Here is a 20,637-nt window from a genome sequence, read left to right as displayed (position 1 = left end):
AACACCGCGTATGGATGGGCTCGGCAGGCCGGGTTGTCGTCGCATCGGTTGGGGCATCCACGCAAGGCCGAGTATCTGCAACTGCGAGGGCAGGGCCTGACGCGGCGAGAGGCCGTGGAGCGTGTCGCCATCAATGAGCGCACTGCGCGTGATTGGGAACGCGGAATCCGCAAGTCTCGGAACTCGCGGTTCTATCCGGACGGGCGACGTGTGGACTACACGACCGGACGCACCACGATGGAGACCATGGAAAATCCGCCGTCCCCGATTCCGGAACAAGTCGGTTCCCGGCTGTTGTCGCTGCTGGAGCGGGAGAAGATCGCTGACCTGCGCCGGGTAGGCCTGTCGTTGCGCGCAATCGGGAGGGAGCTGGGTCGGCCGGCGTCGACGATCAAACGCGAACTCGACGCGCACACCGTCGGCGGGCGATACCTGCCGCACGGAGCACACAGGGCGGCCGCCGGCGCACGGGCACGCCCGAAACCGGCGCTGCTCGCCGAGCCCGGCCCGCTGCGTGAGTACGTCATGGACGGTCTACGGGAACAATGGTCTCCGGAGCAGATCCGCAATCGGATCCGCGAGGACCATCCAGACGATGAGGGCATGCGCGTGAGCACGGAGACCATCTACCAGGCCATCTATGTCCAGGCCCGCGGCGGTCTCAAACGTGAGATCCAAGTTGCCTTGCGCACGGGGCGGACGCGCCGCAAACCCCACCGCTCGCCCGAGCATCGTACGAGCCGGTTTGTCGACCCGATGGTGATGATCAGCGAGCGTCCCGCAGAGGTCGAGGATCGTGCTGTTCCCGGGCATTGGGAAGGCGACCTGATCACCGGGGAGCAGAACAAGTCCGCGATCGTCACGCTCGTCGAACGCACGACCCGTTACGTGATGCTCGGGCACCTGCCCGACGGGGACCACACTGCCGAGACGGTCCGTGATGTCCTCGTGACGCTGGTCGGCACGCTACCGCAGCATCTGCGAGGGTCGTTGACCTGGGACCAGGGCGCAGAAATGGCCGCGCACAAGGCGTTCAGGGTCGCCACTGGTGTTCCGGTCTATTTCTGCGACCCTGCGTCGCCCTGGCAGCGCGGGTCGAACGAGAACACGAACGGACTGCTACGGCAGTACTTTCCCAAGGGTACCGACCTGACCGTCTATGGGATCGAGGACCTCGAGCACGTCGCCCAGAAGCTCAATGGTCGCCCACGCAAAACGCTCGGCTGGAAAACTCCAGCCGAGCGTCTGCTAGAACTTGTCTAGTTCACTTGGTGTTGCGACGACCCCTTGAATCCGCCAAAGGCGGTGGGCCTCTGTCGTTGTGGCTGGTTGTCAGCCGTGGTACGGCTCCGCGCTCACGAGGGTCACCTTGACGGTGGCGCCGCTCGGCACGGTGTACTCACGGGTCTCGCCGACCTTCGCGTCGATCAGCGCGGCACCGAGAGGCGAGCTGGGGGAGTAGGTCTCGATCTCACCCGAGGCGCCCTCCTCGCGGGTGGCGATCAGGAAGGTCTCCCTGTCGTTCTCGTCACCGTCATAGTAGACGGTCACGACGGAGCCCGGGAGCGCGACGCCGGACTGGGTCGGGGCCTCGCCGACCTTGGCGTTGTTCAGCAACTCCTGGAGCTGGCGAATACGGGCCTCCTGCTGACCCTGCTCCTCGCGGGCGGCGTGGTATCCGCCGTTCTCCTTGAGGTCGCCCTCTTCGCGTCGTTCATTGATCTCGGCGGCAATGACCGGACGATTGGCGATCAATGAGTCGAGCTCGGCCTTCAGGCGGTCGTGCGACTCTTGGGTCAACCAGGTCACCTGGGTGTCGGTCATCGGTCACTCCTTCTCGTTGTCCGCGCCACGCAGCTGCCTTGTTGCGCCGCGCGACATGTGGACTGCTATAAATGCAGCAACACGACCCCTTGCGGAGCCGTGTATACATCAATGGTACCAGCCGGTGAGATGCCTGGCACATCCTTTACTCAGCGGTGGCCGATGCGAGAGCTTCCTGATATGTCGGTTCGGCCCTCTTGAGCCATGCCACAACGAGATACGTCACGGGCATGATGACGATCTCGACCAGCGTCTTCCACACAAACCCGACCACGGTGTAGTTCACGAAGTCGCCCCACGACGAGATCCCGAGGGCGGTGGCGGCGATCGCGCAGAACACGATCGTGTCGGCGAGTTCCCCCACCACCGTCGAGCCCACGAGTCGTGCCCACAGATGGCGTTCTCCGGCGCGCTCCTTCATCCTGACCAGCACGAAGGAGTTGAGGAGTTCGCCGACGACATATCCGGCGAGTCCGGCGAGAAGGAATTGCGGGACGACGCCGGCCACGGTCTCGAAGGCCTGCTGGCCGTCGTAGAACTCGGCGGCCGGTAGGTGGATGGTCAGCCAGAAGCACAGCGACGCGAGGATCAGCACCGCGAAACCGGCGAGGATGGTGCGGCGCATCGCCTTGAACCCGTACACCTCGCTGATGACGTCGCCGAGGACGTAGGCGAGCGGGAAGAGATAGAACGCGCCGTCGGTGACGAGCCCCTCGAGGTGGACGGGTCCGATGTCGAGGTTCAGCCAGTCGTCGAAGAGGACGACGCCCTTGGTGCCGGTGACGTTGCTGATCAACATCACACCGACGAAGAGCGCGACGAGCAGGGGGAAGAAGCGACTGCCGATCGACGCGAAGGCAGCCCGGGATCCGGGCGCGCCGTGGGGCTCGGTCGGCGTCGCGGTCACGACTGGTCGGGCTGCAGGTACGGCGGGACGTCGACGGTGCAGCCGAAGACCTCGCCGATCACCGGCGGTCTGGAGGTGGTGACCTCGGTGCGTACCCCGATCCGCTCGGCGTCGTCGGCCGGGATCAGGATCTCCCGGCGCCCGGTCTCGCTGCCGTCCTTGGAACGCCCGCGCACCACACACGCTGCGGGTTTGCTCGGATCGGAGCGGTCGACGGTGAACTGGACCGCGACGGTGCGATCGTCGAGGATCTCGTAGCCGGTGGCCTCACCGGACACGTCGGAGGTGCCGAACTTGCCGTAGCCGATGACCGCGAGGACGACACCTGCGACGACGACGAGAATGGTCAGTCCGAAGGCCCAGCGACGCCTGGTCAGCGCCGAACCCGATTGCTCCGGGTAGGTGGCACGCGGGCCGCTGCGTGGGCGCTCCGTGGCGCCCCCGTCCGAACTGTTCACTTGTCAATACCTACCATGGGACCAGTAGCGATCCGAAGGTGAGGAACTGTGACCGAATCCCGTGCCGACGACCCGCAGCCGGGTGTGTTCCGTCTGATGGCGGTCCACGCGCATCCCGACGATGAGTCGAGCAAGGGGGCGGCGACATCGGCCAAGTACGCCGCCGAGGGCCACGAGGTGCTGATCGTCACCCTCACCGGTGGCGAACGTGGCGACATCCTCAATCCGGCGATGGACCTGCCCGGCATCAAGGACCGGATCCACGAGGTCCGCCGGGAGGAGATGGCCAAGGCTGCCGAGGCACTCGGCGTCCAGCATCGCTGGCTCGGCTTCGTCGACTCCGGCCTGCCCGAAGGCGACCCCAGGCCTCCGCTTCCGGAGGGGTCGTTCGCGACCATCCCGCTCGAAGAGGCCGCGGAAGCCCTGATCAAGGTGGTGCGGGAGTTCCGGCCCCACGTCATCATCACCTACGACGAGCACGGCGGTTATCCCCATCCCGACCACATCCGCTGCCATGAGGTGTCGGTCGAGGCGTTCGAGAAGTCGGGGGATCCCGACGCCTACCCCGGCACCGGCGAGCCCTGGACCCCGTTGAAGCTGTACTACACGCACGGCTTCATCCGCGATCGCATGATGCTGTTCTCCGACGAGTTCGAGCGTCACGGCCAGGAGAGCCCGTTCAAGGAGTGGCTCGAGAGGTGGGATCCGAGCCGCAACGACCTGATGGGCCGCGTGACGACCCAGATCGAATGCGCCGAGTACTTCCCGCAGCGTGACGACGCGTTGCGTGCACACGCGACACAGATCGACCCGAACGGCGTGTTCTTCGCCGTGCCGCTGGAATGGCAGCAGCGGCTGTGGCCGACCGAGGAGTTCGAACTCGCGCAGACTCGGGTGAAGACGGCCATCCCGGAAACCGATCTGTTCTCCGGAATCGAGGCGTGATGAACACCGTCGACATCGTCAACACCGTCATGGTCCTGGCCGAGGAGCCGCAGGGACCCGAGTTCGGCAAGTCCTCGCCGCTGGGCCTGTTGGTGATCCTGCTGCTGCTGATCGGCACCGGATTCCTGATCTGGTCGATGAACCGTCAGCTGAAGAAGCTCCCGGAGTCCTTCGACACCGACCACCCGGAGCCGGATCAGGCATTCGACGAGGGCACCGACGCGGTCGCGGCGCAGTCCGCCACCGATGACGCGGACACCGGCGCCACGACCGACGCGCCGACGCCCGACGGCGGCGCCGAGCGTCGCCCCGCGGACACCTGACGGAGAGTCGCCCCGGCGGCCCCGGGCCGTCTCCGTCGACCGCGCCCCTCGGTTGAACCGGGTCTCGAGCGGGTATTGGCGATCCATGCGTATCCCCACACTGATCGGTACCTCGCTCGCCACGGCAGCCGCCGGGGCGATCGGCAGCATCGTCACCAGGCCGGCGGTGCAGACCTGGTACCCGCGACTGCGCAAGCCCGGCTTCGTGCCGCCCGCATGGGTCTTCCCCGTCGCCTGGACGGCGTTGTACGCCGACATCGCCGTCACCTCGGCCGTGACCATCGACGAACTCGACGCCGACGAGCGCGCCGCGTATGTCGCGGCGCTCGGTACGAACCTCACGCTGAACGCGGCCTGGAGCTGGATCTACTTCGGCAAGGGCGCTCTCGGGACGGCCTCGGTGGCGGCGGCCGCACTGACCGCGAGCAGCGCCGACCTCGCCCGGCGCACCGCCGCCGTGAACCCGCCGGCGGGGGCCGCGCTGGCGGCGTATCCGGCATGGTGTGCCTTCGCGACGGTCCTGTCGACCTCGACGTGGTGGCTCAACCGCGGCCGCCGGGTGCGTGCCGGCTAGCGCCGGGAGAAGTCCAGTGCGTCGGCGAAACGGTCCATCGCCCAATCGATCTCGTCCTCGGTGACGACGATCGGCGGAGCCAGGCGCAGCGTCGAGCCGTGGGTGTCCTTGGCGAGGACGCCGTGCTCGGCGAGCCGGATGCAGAACTCCTTGCCCGTGCCCTGCTCCGGCTCGAGGTCGATGCCCGCCCACAGGCCCCTGCCACGGACGGCGACGACGCCGTGGCCGACGAAATCCCGCAGTCGGGCGTGCAGGTGGGCGCCGAGATCGGCGGCGCGTTGCTGCCAGCTGCCGTCGGAGAGCATGTCGACGACCTCGTGACCGATCGCGGCGGCGAGCGGGTTGCCGCCGAAGGTGGAGCCGTGCTGGCCGGGGTGCAGCACTCCCAGCACATCGCGGTCGGCGACGACCGCGCTGACCGGGACGATGCCGCCGCCGAGCGCCTTGCCGAGCAGGTACACGTCGGGGACCACGTCCCAGAGCTCGCAGGCGAAGGTCGTGCCGGTGCGTCCCAGGCCGGACTGGATCTCGTCGGCGATGAACAGCACGTCGTGTTCGGAGCACAGCGCGCGCACCCGCGGCAGGTAGTCGTCGGGCGGCACGACGATGCCCGCCTCGCCCTGGATCGGCTCGATGAGCACCGCCACGGTGTTCTCGCCGACGGCGTCGGCGATCGCGCGTGCATCGCCGAAGGGGACCTGCACGAAACCCGGTGTGTACGGGCCGAACCCGTTGCGGGCGTCGGGGTCGTCGCTGAACGAGATGATCGTGGTGGTGCGCCCGTGGAAGTTGCCGTGGGCGACGACGATCTCGGCCTGTCCGTCGGGGACGCCCTTCACGTCGTAGCCCCACTTGCGGGCGACCTTGATCCCGGATTCGACCGCCTCGGCGCCGGTGTTCATCGGCAGCACCATCTCCTTGCCGCACAGTTCGGCCAGGGCGGCGCAGAACGGCTCGAGGCGATCGGAGCGGAAGGCGCGACTGGTGAGGGTGAGCCTGTCCAGCTGGTCGCGCGCGGCGGCGACGAGGCGCGGATGTCGGTGGCCGAAGTTGACCGCCGAATACGCCCCCAGGCAGTCGAGGTATCGGCGGCCGTCCACGTCGGTCACCCACGCGCCCTCGGCCGTCGCCGCGGTGACCGGGATCGGCGAATAGTTGCGGGCCACGTGCGGTTCCGCATCGGTGCTGGTCAGCGTCATATTTCGAGCGTATCGTCGCACATCGGCGCAAACAATCGACGTCGGTTGCGCGCCGACGAAACGAATCGCCGCAATCGAGCCGAAAGGTGAAGATCCGTTGCGGACCATCGACGACCTCGACGAGAAGGTGCTCTCCTGTCTCACCCGCGATGCGCGCGCCACCTATGCGCAGATCGGCGAGGAGGTGGGGCTGTCGGCGCCGGCGGTCAAGCGTCGCGTCGACCGCCTCGTCGCCGACGGGGTGATCCGGGGATTCACCGCGATCGTGGACCCCCATGCGATGCAGTGGACGACGGAGGCCTACGTGCTGGTCTACTGCCGGGGCAACATCTCGCCGGAAGAACTCAGGGCGGCCTGGGAACCGATCCCGGAGGTGGTCGGCGCCGCGACGATCACCGGTGGAGCCGATGCGATCCTGCGGGTACGCGCCCGCGACGTGCGGCATCTCGAGCAGGCCCTCGAGCGGATCCGGCGGGCCGGCCCGGTGGACAAGTCCGAGTCGATCATCGTGCTCAGCGAGCTGATCGACCGCGGCCATCCGTGACGCTGATGACAACCGTGACACTGATGACAACGGCGTGTCCCACTTGTGTTAAGGTGGTCGCCGTGATCAGCACCGTGCGCGCCTATTGGCGCTTTATCGAGGCTCCGGGTGGGGCCACGATGAAGCGCTGATCTTCGCACGCACGCCAACACCCGGAGCCCGAGCAGCGACCAGACGGTCGCTGCTCTTGTCGTTTGAGCGGGGCTCCACCACAGACAGGGCGTGCCCCGGTTGAGACACCGACAGGGCATGACCCCGAAAGGCACGAACCGTGACCACACTCCCGGATCTCTCGACCACCACGGACGAGCAGGCCCAGTCCACCTCTGATCGCCGGATCAAGTCGTTCCGGGCGATCCCGTCGCCGGATTCCGTCCGCAGCGAGCTCCCCCTCACCGCGCGTCGCGCGCTGGCCGTCCAGCGTGACCGCGAGGAGATCGCCGACATCCTCGCCGGCCGCGACGACCGCCTGCTCGTGATCGTGGGGCCGTGCTCGGTGCACGACCCGATCGCGGCGATCGACTACGCCCGCCGGCTCGCGCCGCTGGCCGAGGCGTACTCGGATCGGTTGAAGATCGTCATGCGCGTCTACTTCGAGAAACCGCGCACCACGGTCGGCTGGAAGGGGCTCATCAACGACCCCGGCATGGACAACACCTTCGACGTCGAGCGGGGCCTGCGCACCGCTCGCTCGCTCCTGCTCGACATCATCGACCTGGGCCTGCCGGTGGGCACCGAGTTCCTCGAGCCCACCAGCCCGCAGTACATCGCCGACGCGGTCGCCTGGGGTGCCATCGGCGCCCGCACCACCGAGTCGCAGGTGCACCGTCAGCTCGCGTCGGGCCTGTCGATGCCGATCGGCTTCAAGAACGGCACCGACGGCAACGTCCAGGTCGCCATCGACGGTGTGAAGGCCGCATCCGCCGAGCACGTCTTCTTCGGCGTCGACGACTTCGGCAACGGCGCGGTCGTCGAGACCGCCGGCAACGAGGACTGCCACATCATCCTGCGCGGCGGCACCCGCGGCCCCAACTACGACGCCGCCTCGGTCGCGTCGGCCGCTGAGGCCCTCGCCAAGGCCGGCCTGCCCGCCCGCGTCATGATCGACTGCTCGCATGCCAACTCCGGCAAGGACCACGTCCGTCAGGCCGAGGTCGCCGGCGAGATCGCGGCGACGGTTCGTGCCGCCCGCGAGGCCGGTCAGGAGGCGAACATCAGCGGCGTCATGCTCGAGAGCTTCCTCGAGCCGGGCGCACAGTCGACGGATGCGGACCCGCTCGTCTACGGCAAGTCGGTCACCGACAAGTGCATGGGCTGGGACGCCACCGCGTCGGTGCTCGCCGCGTTCGCGCGAGGCTAGAGACCCGACGGTCCGGGCGCGCCGCGACGCGCCCGGACCGTGGTGACCACCACCTCTGCCGCTAGGCCGAGGTGGTGGTCTTCTTTTGTGCCCGAACACGTTTCGTCCGCAAGCCCAGGGCGAGGTCGACGACCAGGAACGCCACGAGGCTGATGCCGAGCAGCGGGATGAACCAGCCGACGACGACGGTCGCCGCGACGAGCGCGATCGTCCACGGCACCGACAATCGGCGGAGAACCCCGCGTGCCGGGGGCCTCCCGACGCCGAACGGGCCCGAGTGACGGGGCCGGCGCTGCCACCACATCTGGTAGCCGCGCACGATCACCGCCACCAGGGCGATCGCGAGCAACAGCAGACCGATCTGGCTGAGCCGGCCGAACAGGATGCCCATGTGCAGGGCGATGCCCCAGTTGGTGAGCTGGGCCGCCAACGGCCAATCGGCGAACCGGGATTCGTCGACGATGCGTCCGGTGGCGCCGTCGACGGCCACGCTGTCCGGGCTGAACTGCCACGGCTGACGCGTCTGCGTCACGGTGAAGGCGGTGTCGGTCGAGGACGGGATGCCCACCTCGACGGCGCCGTCCACTCCGGCGGCGTGCGCGGCGGCGAGAACGCGGTCGAGGTCCGGGATGGTCGACAGCGGGGCCGAGTGCTCGTGAGCCGCACCGTGATCCGTGCCGTGGTGGCCGGAACCGGCCGGGGCGCCGGCGGATTCCGGGGCCGAGATCTCGGTGTTCACCGCGTGCCGGGACCAGCCGGTCGAGTCGGGGGCACTCGGCGGCCGGTGGATCGAGCACCGGCTGGACGAGTGCGACGATCGCGGTCAACAGGGCCGGGAGGACGGCGTCGGCGACACGGAGTGCGCCGGCGGTGACGCCCGTCGCGGCGACGTGCATCGCGATCATGGACGGCGACGCCGGGGCCACGCCGTGGTGGAGCATCGCCGGGAGGTCGTCGAGTGCCGACAGGCAGAGGTGCGCGAGGACCTGGCCGGCAGCCAGAAGCCCGAGTGTGGCGGCCGGACCGGGACTGCGGCGGACGGCGGTCCCGACGGTGGCGCCGAGCGCCGCGCACGCGGCGATCATCAGCACCAGAGAATCCGAGTCCGGCAGGACGCCGTCGGCCATCCCGTGCGCGGCGACGGCCGTGCACGCAGACAGTGCACCGACTGCGCATCCGCGCATCCGGTGCACTGTCTGCAGGGCCGAGGTCACCGCCGCATCGTATCGAGTGGTCGCGTGCGGGGGATCGGCTGTACCCGTGGTGATCCGAAGGCGGGCGGGCTCGGCCCGCGGTGTCGTTTCTGCGGGCTAGCCCGCGGTGTGATTTCTGCGGGCTCAGCCCGCGACGACCATCCAGGCCGCGATGTAGTGCAACAACGCGGCAACCGCGGTGCAGGCGTGGAACACCTCGTGGTGACCGAACGTCGTCGGCCAGGGGTTGGGCCAGCGCACGGCGTAGAGCACGCCGCCCACGCTGTAGAAGACCCCGCCGAGGGCCAGCAGGACCATGACCGTCACTCCGGTCTGGTGGACGAGCGCCGGGGCGACCGCGACGATCACCCAACCCAGCGCGACGTAGAGCGTGACGCCCAGCCAGCGCGGCGCGCCCGGCCACATGATCTTCAGCAGAGCGCCGCCGATGGCGCCTGCCCATACGATCGCGAGCACCCACCACCGCGTCGGCGACGGGAGCCCCAGGGCGCAGAACGGCGTGTAGGAGCCGGCGATGAACAGGAAGATCGTGGCGTGGTCGGCGCGCTTCATGCGCAGGCGCGCCCGCATGGTCTTCCATGGGATGCGGTGGTACGTCGCGCTGACGGTGAAGAGCCCCACCACGGTGATCGCGTAGATCGTGCAGGTGAGGGCGGCGACGGCGCCGTCGAGGAGGGCGGCTCCGATGACGAGGGCGAGACCGGCCAACCCTGCCACATACGCGGAGTAGTGGTGGATGACGCCGCGCAGGCGCGGTCGCTCGTCCACGGATGGACTCAGTGTCGTGCTCATATGGTTACGCTACCGTAAGTTACGCGCTGGTAGGAGGGGCTTCTGGCACCGATATGGGTCGGTTTGCTCCCATCGCGGCGCGTAAGGTGTCCCACGTGACACGGAGCCGCGAAGAGTCTTCCGCCCAGTTGGGGTCGCCAGCACGATGAAACTGCTGCCGGACCGGGTGCGCCGTCCTGTTCTCAACATCTACGAACGCCGCCTCATCCAGCTCCTCGACCCCGAGCGGTTGCCGCGGCACGTGGCGATCATCTGTGACGGCAACCGCCGCTGGGCGCGGGAGGCGGGCTTCGACGACGTCAGCCATGGCCATCGGGTCGGCGCGCAGCGCATCGCGGACATGCTGGGCTGGTGCTCGACCCTCGGCATCGAGGCCGTGACCATCTACCTGCTCTCCACCGAGAATCTGAACCGGTCGTCGGAGGAACTCGACGCGCTGCTGGAGATCGTGCCCGACATCGTCGACGAGATCTCCGCGCCGGGCTCGCAATGGTGTGTGCGCATCGTCGGCACGCTCGACGCGTTGCCGGACCCCGTCGCCGGGCGACTGCGTGCGGCCGCGGAACGCACCGCCGACCACCACGGCATGAACGTCAACGTCGCCGTCGGATACGGAGGGCGGCAGGAGATCGTCGACGCGGTGCGCGCGCTGCTCGCCGAGAAGCTCGCCGAGGGTGCCACGCCGGAGGAGATGATCGACGCCGTCACGGTCGAGGCCATCGACGCCAACCTCTACACCAAGGGGCAGCCCGACCCCGACCTCGTCATCCGGACCTCCGGTGAGCAACGGCTGTCGGGATTCCTGTTGTGGCAGAGCGCGTATTCGGAGATCTGGTTCACCGACGCCTACTGGCCCGAGTTCCGGCGCGTGGACTTCCTCCGCGCACTGCGGGACTACTCGGCCCGCAGTCGGCGGTTCGGGAAATAGGCGCCGGCCCGGTTCGGACGCAGGACGGGCGACCGTCTCGTCAGCGGTCGTCCCCCGAACCCGCGAGCAGGCGCGTCAGTGCCTCGAGGTCGGCCGTGTAGGTCGACGCGGCGGGCGTCCCGAATCCGACGACCAGCCCGCCGTAGGGGAGGGGTTCGGCATCGGGATGGCGGAACACCGACAACCCCACGAGTCCGATCCCACGCGCAAAGGCCCGGTGCACCAACGCATTCTCGGCGTCGTGCTCGACGGGGATCACCGCGTGGAGACCCGCCGCGATGCCGGGGAGGCGAAAGCCCGTGGCGGTCATCGCGTCGACCAGGGCGTCGCGCCGAGCCCGATACGCCTGGCGGCTACGTCGGATGTGGCGGTCGTAGGCCCCCGAGCCGATCAGGTCGGCCAGGATCAACTGGTCGAGGATGCTCGCGTCGGGCTCGCGTAACCCCTTGGCCTGCACCACCTTCTCGACGAGATGGTCCGGCAGCGCCAGCCATCCGGCGCGGACCGCGGGGGAGAGGCTCTTGGACACCGAGCCCGCGTGGATGACCACATCCGGGCCGAGCGCCTGCAGGGCGCCCACCGGATCGCGGTCGTAGCGGAACTCGCCGTCGTAATCGTCCTCGACGATCACCGCGCCGGTGCGGCGGGCCCAGTCTACGACCTGCATGCGGCGGGCCGGAGACAACGCCACACCGGTCGGGAACTGGTGGCTCGGCGTGAGCAGGACCGCCGACGCGCCGCTGCGCTCGAGCTCGTCGACGACCATGCCCTCGCCGTCCACCGGGATAGGGACCACGCCGGTGCCGCCCCGTTCGACGGCTCGCCAGTGGAACGGCAGCCCGTGGCTCTCCACGGCGAGCACGTCGCCGATGACGGTGCGCGACAGGAGTTCCAGGGCCGACTGCACCGCGGTGCCCAGGACGATCCGGTCTGCGGTGGTGCGGACCCCGCGCGTGCGGCCGAGGTATCCGGCAAGGGCGAGGCGGAGTTCCGGACGCCCCTGCGGATGCGCCGGCGCGAAGGCGTCGTCCGCGCAGTCGGTGAGGACGCGCCGGGTCGCCCGGACCCAGTCCGTGCGCGGGAACATCCCCGCGCACGGCTGTCCGAGCGAGAAGTCGTGCTGGATGCGGAATGTTGCTGTGGCGGTGGCGGTCTGGACGGTCGAGGCGTCCCGGCCGGCGTCCGGGTGGGCGGCGCCCTCGGCGACCCTGGTGGCCGACCCCTGGCGGGCGGTCAGCCAGCCCTCCGCCACCAGCTCCTGGTAGACCGCCGACACCGTGCCCCGGGCCACTCCCAGGTCGGCGGCCAGCGAGCGGTACGGCGGCAGCGCGGTGCCCGGCGGCAACCGGCCGTCGCGGATCGCCGACCGCAGCGCCTCGGCGAGTGTTCGGCGCAGTGTCGCCGCACGACCGCGTGTGCCGGTGTTCGCGAGGGGTGGATCGAGGAACAGATCCGCTCCGAGACCGGCGGCCACCTCGCCCCACGGATCGCGGGACCGGGCGGCGGGGGAATCGGCGCCAGGCAAATTGACACTGTTTTCTGCCACCGGATTGGACCACTTTCTTGTGCTAATCGAGCACTAGCGTAGGTGCCGGAGAGCAATGACGGAACAGGAACGACAGCAGAGGTGGGATCAGGATGAAGATCGTGGTGATCGGAGCGAGCGGGGTCCTGGGCAGCCGGGTCGTCGAGGAGCTCTCCCGACGCGGGCACGAGGTGGTCGGGGCCAACCGGGCGCGCGGTGTCGACGCGTACACGGGGGAGGGACTGGCGGAGGTGATGTCCGGCGCGGACGTCGTCGTCGACTGCCTCAGCCTGGAAACGCTCAGCGCCAAGAAGGCCATCGACTTCTTCCGCACGACCGCGGCCCACATCGCCCGGGCGGCCACCGACGCCGGGGTGGGACACGTGGTCTGCGTGTCGATCGCGAACGCCGACAAGCCCGAGGTGAACGCGAAGTTCGGCTACTACCAGGGCAAGGCGGCGCAGGAGGACGCCTACCGGCAGGCGCTGCCGCCGGAGGTGCTCACGATCGTCGCATCGACGCAGTGGTTCGAACTGGCCGAACAGATGATGGGGCGGATGTCGCTCGGCCCCGTCGCCGTCGCGCCCAAGATGTGGTCGCGCCCTGCGGCCGCGGCCGACGTGGCGCGGGTGGTCGCCGACGTCGCGACCTCTGCCGACCACGACGGCCGCAAGGTGGAGGTCGCCGGTCCCGACGAGATGAATCTGGTCGACGTGGCGAAAGCGGTTGCGTCCCGGCGACGCTCGCCGCGATGGGTCATCGGCGCGTCGGTCGGCGGTCCGGCGATCCGCCGCGGCGGCCTGGTGCCGGCCCACCCCGACATCGTCACCACCACCGCACTCGACGACTGGCTCGCCGCGCAGGCCGCGGCGCCGGCGGCCGGGGCGTAGGTGCGGCCACCGGCCGAGGGTGAGAGCCCCTCACACCATCGCGAACGGCGAGATCTCCATCCCGATCTCGAGCGACCCGGTGATCTCCCGGATCTCGTCGTGGTCGAACACGACGTGACCGGACAGCACGTCGACGTCGCGCCGCGCCCGCTGCATCGGATGGTCGAGGAAGTGCACGCTCGCGCCGGAGGCCTCGAGCAGGCTGCCGATCACCGCCTTCGACTCGTGCACGATCCGGGCGGCGGCGAGTCGGGCCTGTGCGCGGGTGCGCAGGTCGACGGTCTCGCCGGCGGCGAGCGTGCCCTCGATCGTCGCGACGGTGCCGTCGAGCAGGGCACGCAGGGCCCGTAGGCGAATCCGAGCGTCTCCCAGCCGGATTCGCGCGGCAGGCTTGTCCTTCTGCTTGACCATCTGATAGGCGAGCACACGCTCGGAGAGCCGGGTCGCATACAGGTCGGTGACGCGTTCGGCCGTGCCCAGGGCCGGCATCGCGGCGAGCAGGGCGAGGGCCGGGACCATCGGCCAGCGATACGAGGGGTTGTCGTGGAGTGCGGCGCCGGGGGTCCGGCCCGCGTACAGGTCACGGACCCGGATGGTGCGATGGCTCGGCACGAACGCGTTCTCGACGACCACGTCGTTGGATCCGGTGGCCCGCATCCCGTCGGTGTGCCAGACGTCCTCCACCCGGGCGTCGGAGACGGGGAGCAGGGCGAGGATCGCGTCGGGTTTGTCCCCGGTGACGATCGCGCCGACCATGACCCAGTTGGCCTGCATGATCCCGGTGGCCCATGACCAGCGGCCGGACAGGGTGAAGCCGCCGTCGCGCGGTTCTGCCGTGCCGGTCGGCGCCAACGGGGCCGGGGCGAGGTAGGGCCGGACGGCGAAGGCCTCCTGCTGGGCCTGTTCGTCGAACAGGGCGGTGATCCATCCGTGCAGCGTGTAGAAGCCCAGCGTCCACGCGCTCGACGTGCAGCCGTGCGCCAGGCGGCGGACGTGGTCGAGGATCTCCGGGTAGGGGGCCTCGAGTCCGCCGAACCGCCGCGGTATCAGCAGGTCGAGGAGACCGCTGTCGGTCGCGTCCCGAATGGTGTCGGCGGGCAGTTTGCGCAGCTCTTCGGCCTGCTGGGCACGGTCGGCCAGCGCGGTGACGAATTCGTCGGTGATCGTCACCGATCCGGATGTCGTGGTCATGGGTCGGAACGTAACATACGAAAAAGTATGGAAACGGGGGATTCGGCGATCTAGGCTGTGGCGATGACCGAGGTGCGGGAGCGCAAGCGCGGGCAGGGTGGTGGACGCGGACTGTCCGCCGACGACTGGATCGAACTGGGGTACGCGGTCCTCGCCGAGGAGGGCCTCAACCAGGTCAAGATCGACTCCCTCTGCCGTCGGATGGGCGTCACCAAGGGCAGCTTCTATTGGCACTTCACCGACATCGCCGCCTACCGGCAGGCGCTCGTCGAACGCTGGGGTGAGTGGAGCGACGAGGAGCACAAGAAGTTCGAGTCCCTCGACGGCCTACCGCCCAGGGAACGGCTGCTGGGACTGATCGCACAGCTCACCAGCCCGCGGCACTGGATGATCGAGCGCGCCATGCGCGAGTGGGCGCGCACCGATCCGCAGGCGCGGGCGAGCATCCGCAGGTCGGATCGGCGGGCCCGGGATGCGGTGCGCCGCTGCCTCGTCGACCACGGGCTCGACGAGCAGACCGCCTCGATGCGGGCCGCATGGATCTTCGCGATGGGGGTGGGCGCCCTCCACCTGTCCGACTCCGAGGAGGACCGGGCGGGCGCCGGCCGCCACAGCGCCGAACTCGTCGACCTCATGCTGCGGACCGACTGATCGGACCGACCGGACGGCGGGGCCGGGAACCCCGGGCGCTCAGAGCTTTCGGAGACGGACCCGGTTGATCGAGTGGTCGTGGTCCTTGCGCAGGACAAGCGTCGCGCGCGGGCGGGTCGGGAGGATGTTCTCGATGAGGTTCGGTCGGTTGATCGAGATCCAGAGATCGCGGGCCGCCGCCGTCGCCTGCTCGTCGGTCAGGGAGGCGTAGGCGTGGAAGTGCGAGTCCGGGTTGGCGAATGAGGTCGTCCGCATCTGCAGGAAGCGGGAGATGTACCACTCCTCGATGTCCTCGATCTTCGCGTCGACGTAGATCGAGAAGTCGAAGAGGTCCGACACCATCAGCGTAGGGCCGGTCTGCAGGACGTTGAGGCCCTCGAGGATCAGGATGTCGGGCTGGCGCACATAGTGATAGACGTTCGGCACGATGTCGTAGGCCAGGTGCGAGTACACCGGTGCGGCGACCTCGCGTGCGCCCGACTTCACCTCGGTCACGAACCGCAGCAGTGCGCGCCGGTCGTAGGACTCGGGAAAACCCTTGCGGTGCAGGATGCCCCGGCGCTGCATCTCCGCAGTGGGAAGGAGGAATCCGTCGGTCGTCACCAGGTCGACCTTCGGGTGGGACTCCCAGCGCGCCAGCAGCGCGGCGAGGACGCGCGCGGTCGTGGACTTGCCGACCGCCACGCTCCCCGCGATCCCGATGATGAACGGGACCTGACGGCTGGTCTGGCGTTCGCCGAGGAAGGTCGAGGTGGCCGCGAAGAGTCGTTGTCGCGCAGCGACTTGGAGGTGGATCAGACGCGACAGCGGCAGGTAGACGTCGGCGACCTCCTGCAGGTCGATCTGCTCACCGAGACCGACGAGTTCGGCGAGCTCGTCCTCGGTGAGGACCATCGGCATCGACTCGCGGAGCTCTCGCCACTGCCGCCGGTCCAACTCCAGGTACAGACTGGGATCCCGGTCGCTGGAGTTACGAGCCATCAGCGCAGCTCCGGGGTCGTCGTACGCGCGGATGCCCGGGTCGTCATGTCGTACAGCTTAGGGGCACGCGATTGCCTGCGACACAGAGGTGGGCCCGGGGTAGCCTCGGCCATATGCCGGCCGACACCGCTGACCTCGACATCGTCACCGACTACCTGCGACTGGGACTGGCGTTCGACCGTCTCGAGGAGGGGTTCGTCGACGCCTACACCGGGGACCCGGCGTTGCGTGCCGAGGTCGAGAACGCGCCGGCCCCCGAACCCGCGCAGCTGGCCGCGCGGGCCCGGGCGCTGCTCGCCGAGCTGCCCGGCGGATTGCCCGCGGATCGTGCCGAGTTCCTGGGTGCGCACCTTCGTGCGCTGGAGTGTTCGGCGCGGCGGTTCGCCGGTGAGGAGATCTCCTTCGTCGACGAGGTCCGGGCCTACTTCGACGTCGACATCGCGCTCGCCGACACCGACCGCTACGAGTCCGCGCACGTCGCGCTCGCCGAGGCGCTCGGGGTCCCGGGCGCGACCGGCGACGACCTGCGCGACGCCTACGCGGCGCATCGACGTGCCGACGAGATCCCGCCGGCGAAGGTCGACGAGTGCGTGCGGGCCTTCAGCGGCGCCCTGCGCGAGCGGGTCCGGGCCCGGTACCCGTTGCCGGACAACGAGATCGTGGAGTTCGAGGTCGTCACCGACAAGCCCTGGTCGGGGTTCAACTACTACCTCGGCGGGTACCGCTCCCGGGTTGCGATCAACGCCGACCTCACCCAGTACATGTCGTCGCTGCCGTCGTTGATCGCCCACGAGGCGTACCCGGGCCATCACACCGAGCACTGCCGCAAGGAGCAGCTGCTCGTCGGCGCCGGGCAGCACGAGCAGTCGATCTTCCTCGTCAACACCCCGCAGTGCCTGATGGCCGAGGGGCTCGCCGATCACGCCCTCGACGCGATCATGGGCCCCGACTGGCACGCGTGGGCGGCCGAGATCTACGCCGACATCGGGCTGCGTTTCGACGCCGACCGGGCCGCACGGGTCGGGCGGGCCGCGGCGGGGCTGTTGACCGTGCGGCAGGACGCCGCACTGCTGCTGCACGACCGCGACGTCGAGGCGGACACCGTCGCGCAGTTCCTGCAGACATGGCTGCTCGCCCCGCCCGAGCGGGCCCGGCAGATGCTGCGTTTCCTCACCTCCCCGCTGTGGCGCGCCTACATCAGCACCTACGTCGAGGGCTACCGGCTCCTGGACCGGTGGCTCGACGCCTCCGACGACCGGGCCGCGGCTTTCGGCCGTCTCCTCGACGAACCGCTGATCCCGGCGAGCCTGAGAAGGGAACTCGCCGCCACCGGGCCGAAGGCCGAGACGGGGGCCGACCAGAGGGCGCAGGTGGCTGGTTAGGGGATTCGGCGGTCCCGTCCCTAGACTTGACACCATGACCTCGAACTCGTCATCCGTGAACTCGATGTCCCTGGCGGAGCTGGACCCCGATGTCGCCGCCGCGATGAACGGCGAACTGAGCCGTCAGCGGGACACGCTCGAGATGATCGCGTCGGAGAACTTCGTTCCGCGCGCGGTCCTGCAGGCCCAGGGCAGCGTGCTCACCAACAAGTACGCCGAGGGCTACCCGGGGCGCCGCTACTACGGCGGCTGCGAATACGTCGACGTGGTCGAGGACATCGCCCGCAATCGCGCGAAGGAACTGTTCGGCGCGGACTTCGCCAACGTGCAGCCGCATTCGGGTGCGCAGGCCAACGCCGCGGTCCTGCAGGCCCTGATGGAGCCGGGGGAGACCATGCTCGGTCTCGACCTCGCCCACGGCGGCCACCTCACCCACGGCATGCGCCTCAACTTCTCGGGCAAGCTCTACGAGAACGCCTTCTACGGCGTGAGCAAGGAAGACTTCCGGATCGACATGGACGAGGTGCGCAAGATCGCCCTCGACGTCAAGCCGAAGGTCATCGTCGCCGGCTGGTCGGCCTACCCGCGCACCCTCGACTTCGAGGCGTTCCGCTCCATCGCCGACGAGGTGGGCGCCCACCTGTGGGTCGACATGGCGCACTTCGCCGGACTCGTCGCCGCCGGCCTCCACCCGTCGCCGGTGCCGCACGCCGACGTCGTCAGCTCCACCGTGCACAAGACCCTCGGCGGTCCGCGCTCGGGCATCATCCTGGCCAAGCAGGAGTGGGCCAAGAAGATCAACTCCGCGGTGTTCCCCGGCCAGCAGGGCGGGCCGCTCATGCACGCCATCGTCGGCAAGGCCGTCGCGCTGAAGATCGCCGGCACCGAGGAGTTCGCCGACCGCCAGCGCCGCACCCTGGCGGGTGCGAAGATCCTCGCCGAGCGTCTCACCGGCGAGGACGTCGCCAAGGCCGGCATCTCGGTCCTCACCGGCGGCACCGACGTCCACCTGGTTCTGGTGGACCTGCGCAACAGCAACCTCGACGGCCAGCAGGCCGAGGACCTGCTGCACCAGGTCGGCATCACGGTCAACCGCAACGCGGTGCCGTTCGACCCGCGCCCGCCGATGGTCACCTCGGGCCTGCGGATCGGCACCCCGGCCCTGGCCACGCGCGGCTTCGGCGACGAGCAGTTCACCGAGGTCGCCGACATCATCGCGACCGCACTCGCGGCCGGCCCCGCCGCCGACGTCTCCGCACTGCGCGGACGCGTCTCCAAGCTCGCCCTCGACTTCCCGCTCTACGAGGGACTCGAGGAGTGGGGCCTGATGAGCCGCATCTGATCGATTCACACCGACGCCGTCTCGTGAGGAGTGTGACCTGAATTGCTCCTCACGAGGCGGCGTACGTATTCTTGGCAGCGATGAACGCACTCACTGAAGACGACCTGATCATCGCTCTCGAGAAGGCTCTTCCCGAGATCGCCGAAGAGCACAGGGCGGCCGCCTCCCCGTGGCAGCCGCACGACTGGGTGCCGTGGGACGAGGGGCGCAATTTCGCCTTCCTCGGCGGCGAGGACTTCGATCCCTCGCAGGCCACGCTGTCCGACGAGGCCCGTGCCGCGCTGCTGGCGCTGCTGCTGACGAAGGACCAGCTCCCCTCCTACCACCGTGTGCTGGCCAAGCACTTCCCGGCGTTCTCCGAGTGGCGCCAGCTCATCGGGGTGTGGACCGCCGAGGACAACCGGCACTCGATCGTGCTCCGTGACTACCTCGTGGTGCGCCGCGCGATCGACCCGGTGGACGCCGAGCATCGTCGCCTCGTGCACGTGACGAAGGGTTACCGCCAGAGCCCCGAGGCGATGGCCGAGCTCGGCCCGATGGACGTCCTCGCACTGATGGCCGTCCACGAGAACCAGTGCGTCAGCTTCATCAAGCGGCTCTCGGCGATCGCCGACGACGAGGTCCTCGAGGAGATCCTCGCCAAGATCGCGGCCGACGACGAGGTCCAGTCGAAGACCTTCGGCAAGTTCCTCAACGCCGGCATCGTCGCCGACCAGGACACCACCGTCATCGCGATGGACAAGGCCCTCGCGGTCGGCCGCGCCGAGGCGATCGGCCACGACATCGACGACTTCGACGCCGAGCGCGCCCTCATCGCCGATTACGAGAACGAGGAGACCTGGAAGGAGATCGCCGCGGCGTTCGCCGACGCGGTCAAGCTCGACTCGGTCCAGGGACTCGGCGACGAGGCCGAGGCGGCGCGTCAGCGCATCCTCTCCCGCGCCCGCGGCTAGCTGTACTGACCCGACAGGTTGGGTACGCGGTCGGCGGGTGAGTTGCCTCGGAGTGCGGTGTGGCCGCGTTCGTGATTGTAGATGCGAAGGAACTCGGGGAAGGCCGCGACGCGTTCGGTTTCACTGAGGTAGGGACGGGCGTAGGCCCATTCCTCCTGCAGGGTCCGGTTGAATCGTTCGACCTTGCCGTTGGTTTGCGGCCGGTACGGTCTGGTCCACTTGTGCTTAATCCCGTTTTCGTCCAACAAGTCCCGAAATATGCGGGACCGGTAACAAGAGCCGTTGTCGGTCATCACTCGCGCGGTGGTGACACCGATCGAGGCGAAGTGCGCCAACGCCCGAGTCATGAACGCGGTCGCGGTTTCCTTCTTCTCATCAGCGAGGATCTCGGAGTAGGCGTAGCGGGAATGGTCGTCGACGGCGTGATGCAGATACGCGTACCCCAGGTTCGGGCGGCCAGCAACTTTGCGGGTTCGTCCAGGCTCGCGGTGGGCACTGGAGTTGCGGGTGCCCTGGGCGCGGCCGTGTACGCGATGTCCACCGCCGTCGGGGATTCTCCCGAGCTTTTTGATGTCGACGTGGATCAAGTCTCCGGGCGCTTCACGTTCATACCGGCGAATCTCGCGTCTGCGGGCACGTACCGGCGCCCCGGTT

At 68.9% G+C, this 20,637-nt stretch carries 22 protein-coding genes; 12 read left to right on the top strand and 10 right to left on the bottom strand.

What is annotated here, in order from left to right; translation table 11 throughout:
• The first annotated feature begins 96 nt into the window (after positions 1–96).
• A complete protein-coding gene (locus GP2_RS18760) occupies positions 97–1,263 on the top strand; it encodes an IS30 family transposase (RefSeq protein WP_157211736.1) in 1,167 nt (388 codons plus the stop codon).
• Positions 1,264–1,332: 69 nt separating this feature from the next.
• Here GP2_RS18760 and greA read toward each other — a convergent pair whose 3' ends face one another.
• From greA to GP2_RS18745, 3 genes are all read right to left on the bottom strand, one after another.
• Positions 1,333–1,824 carry a transcription elongation factor GreA gene (gene greA, locus GP2_RS18755; RefSeq protein WP_006902167.1) on the bottom strand — a complete coding sequence of 164 codons (492 nt, stop codon included), beginning with the start codon at positions 1,822–1,824 and terminating at the stop codon, positions 1,333–1,335.
• 145 nt (positions 1,825–1,969) lie between these two features.
• Positions 1,970–2,731 (bottom strand): queuosine precursor transporter, encoded by a 762-nt coding sequence (locus tag GP2_RS18750; protein ID WP_006902166.1) that lies wholly within the window; start codon positions 2,729–2,731, stop codon positions 1,970–1,972.
• Positions 2,728–3,189 carry a DUF4307 domain-containing protein gene (locus GP2_RS18745; protein WP_006902165.1) on the bottom strand — a complete coding sequence of 154 codons (462 nt, stop codon included), beginning with the start codon at positions 3,187–3,189 and terminating at the stop codon, positions 2,728–2,730. The genes GP2_RS18750 and GP2_RS18745 overlap by 4 nt, the downstream gene beginning before the upstream one ends.
• 48 nt (positions 3,190–3,237) lie before the next feature.
• On the opposite strand from GP2_RS18745, the gene mca reads away from it, so the two are divergent.
• The 3 genes from mca to GP2_RS18730 all read left to right on the top strand — a co-directional run bounded on the left by mca (position 3,238) and on the right by GP2_RS18730 (position 5,031).
• Complete coding sequence (gene mca, locus GP2_RS18740; protein ID WP_006902164.1) at positions 3,238–4,134, top strand: mycothiol conjugate amidase Mca; 897 nt, start codon at positions 3,238–3,240, stop codon at positions 4,132–4,134.
• Positions 4,134–4,457: a hypothetical protein gene (locus tag GP2_RS18735; protein WP_006902163.1), complete on the top strand. Its 324-nt coding sequence runs from the start codon at positions 4,134–4,136 to the stop codon at positions 4,455–4,457. Before mca ends, GP2_RS18735 begins: the two co-directional genes overlap by 1 nt.
• A gap of 85 nt (positions 4,458–4,542) precedes the next feature.
• The gene (locus GP2_RS18730; RefSeq protein ID WP_006902162.1) at positions 4,543–5,031 is read left to right on the top strand and encodes a TspO/MBR family protein; all 489 of its coding nucleotides are present in this window, start codon (positions 4,543–4,545) and stop codon (positions 5,029–5,031) included.
• Here GP2_RS18730 and rocD read toward each other — a convergent pair.
• On the bottom strand, positions 5,028–6,230 hold the full coding sequence (gene rocD / locus GP2_RS18725; protein ID WP_006902161.1) for an ornithine--oxo-acid transaminase: 1,203 nt from the start codon (positions 6,228–6,230) through the stop codon (positions 5,028–5,030). The genes GP2_RS18730 and rocD overlap by 4 nt on opposite strands.
• A 97-nt stretch (positions 6,231–6,327) precedes the next feature.
• On the opposite strand from rocD, the gene GP2_RS18720 reads away from it, so the two are divergent.
• Positions 6,328–6,774, top strand: a complete 447-nt coding sequence (locus tag GP2_RS18720) for an Lrp/AsnC family transcriptional regulator (RefSeq protein WP_006902160.1) — start codon at positions 6,328–6,330, stop codon at positions 6,772–6,774.
• Between the two features lie 271 nt (positions 6,775–7,045).
• Positions 7,046–8,134, top strand: coding sequence for a 3-deoxy-7-phosphoheptulonate synthase (locus GP2_RS18715; protein WP_006902159.1), 1,089 nt, complete (start codon positions 7,046–7,048; stop codon positions 8,132–8,134).
• Positions 8,135–8,195: 61 nt separating this feature from the next.
• On the opposite strand, the gene GP2_RS18710 is transcribed toward GP2_RS18715, so the two are convergent.
• Together GP2_RS18710 and trhA are read right to left on the bottom strand one after the other, a co-directional pair.
• On the bottom strand, positions 8,196–8,873 hold the full coding sequence (locus GP2_RS18710) for a PepSY domain-containing protein (protein WP_006902158.1): 678 nt from the start codon (positions 8,871–8,873) through the stop codon (positions 8,196–8,198).
• Between the two features lie 598 nt (positions 8,874–9,471).
• Positions 9,472–10,140 (bottom strand): PAQR family membrane homeostasis protein TrhA, encoded by a 669-nt coding sequence (gene trhA / locus GP2_RS18705; protein WP_040527464.1) that lies wholly within the window; start codon positions 10,138–10,140, stop codon positions 9,472–9,474.
• Positions 10,141–10,285: 145 nt separating this feature from the next.
• On the opposite strand from trhA, the gene GP2_RS18700 reads away from it, so the two are divergent.
• Positions 10,286–11,068 (top strand): isoprenyl transferase, encoded by a 783-nt coding sequence (locus tag GP2_RS18700; protein ID WP_006902155.1) that lies wholly within the window; start codon positions 10,286–10,288, stop codon positions 11,066–11,068.
• A 40-nt stretch (positions 11,069–11,108) separates the two neighbouring features.
• Here GP2_RS18700 and pdxR read toward each other — a convergent pair whose 3' ends face one another.
• Positions 11,109–12,614 carry a MocR-like pyridoxine biosynthesis transcription factor PdxR gene (gene pdxR / locus GP2_RS18695; protein WP_006902154.1) on the bottom strand — a complete coding sequence of 502 codons (1,506 nt, stop codon included), beginning with the start codon at positions 12,612–12,614 and terminating at the stop codon, positions 11,109–11,111.
• Between the two features lie 92 nt (positions 12,615–12,706).
• Between pdxR and GP2_RS18690 the strand changes: the two genes are divergently transcribed.
• Positions 12,707–13,483, top strand: a complete 777-nt coding sequence (locus GP2_RS18690; protein WP_006902153.1) for an SDR family oxidoreductase — start codon at positions 12,707–12,709, stop codon at positions 13,481–13,483.
• 30 nt (positions 13,484–13,513) lie between these two features.
• On the opposite strand, the gene GP2_RS18685 is transcribed toward GP2_RS18690, so the two are convergent.
• A complete protein-coding gene (locus tag GP2_RS18685) occupies positions 13,514–14,674 on the bottom strand; it encodes an acyl-CoA dehydrogenase family protein (RefSeq protein WP_006902152.1) in 1,161 nt (386 codons plus the stop codon).
• Between the two features lie 63 nt (positions 14,675–14,737).
• Between GP2_RS18685 and GP2_RS18680 the strand changes: the two genes are divergently transcribed.
• Positions 14,738–15,325 carry a TetR/AcrR family transcriptional regulator gene (locus tag GP2_RS18680; RefSeq protein ID WP_040527463.1) on the top strand — a complete coding sequence of 196 codons (588 nt, stop codon included), beginning with the start codon at positions 14,738–14,740 and terminating at the stop codon, positions 15,323–15,325.
• Positions 15,326–15,364: 39 nt separating this feature from the next.
• Here GP2_RS18680 and coaA read toward each other — a convergent pair whose 3' ends face one another.
• Positions 15,365–16,306, bottom strand: a complete 942-nt coding sequence (coaA, locus tag GP2_RS18675) for a type I pantothenate kinase (protein WP_006902150.1) — start codon at positions 16,304–16,306, stop codon at positions 15,365–15,367.
• 113 nt (positions 16,307–16,419) lie between these two features.
• Here coaA and GP2_RS18670 point away from each other — a divergent pair, with 113 nt between their 5' ends.
• The 3 genes from GP2_RS18670 to GP2_RS18660 all read left to right on the top strand — a co-directional run bounded on the left by GP2_RS18670 (position 16,420) and on the right by GP2_RS18660 (position 19,983).
• A complete protein-coding gene (locus GP2_RS18670) occupies positions 16,420–17,688 on the top strand; it encodes a hypothetical protein (RefSeq protein WP_006902149.1) in 1,269 nt (422 codons plus the stop codon).
• A 34-nt stretch (positions 17,689–17,722) separates the two neighbouring features.
• A complete protein-coding gene (glyA, locus tag GP2_RS18665; protein WP_040527462.1) occupies positions 17,723–19,030 on the top strand; it encodes a serine hydroxymethyltransferase in 1,308 nt (435 codons plus the stop codon).
• An 80-nt stretch (positions 19,031–19,110) separates the two neighbouring features.
• Positions 19,111–19,983 (top strand): acyl-ACP desaturase, encoded by an 873-nt coding sequence (locus GP2_RS18660; protein ID WP_006902145.1) that lies wholly within the window; start codon positions 19,111–19,113, stop codon positions 19,981–19,983.
• Here the strand turns inward: GP2_RS18660 and GP2_RS18655 are convergent.
• Positions 19,980–20,637: IS481 family transposase (locus GP2_RS18655; protein WP_006902144.1), on the bottom strand; the 658-nt coding region annotated here is incomplete at its 5' end. The genes GP2_RS18660 and GP2_RS18655 overlap by 4 nt on opposite strands.

Origin of the sequence: Gordonia paraffinivorans NBRC 108238 (assembly GCF_000344155.1) — a bacterium.
GTDB lineage: Bacteria > Actinomycetota > Actinomycetes > Mycobacteriales > Mycobacteriaceae > Gordonia > Gordonia paraffinivorans.
This window is presented reverse-complemented; position numbering and strand designations above follow the sequence as displayed.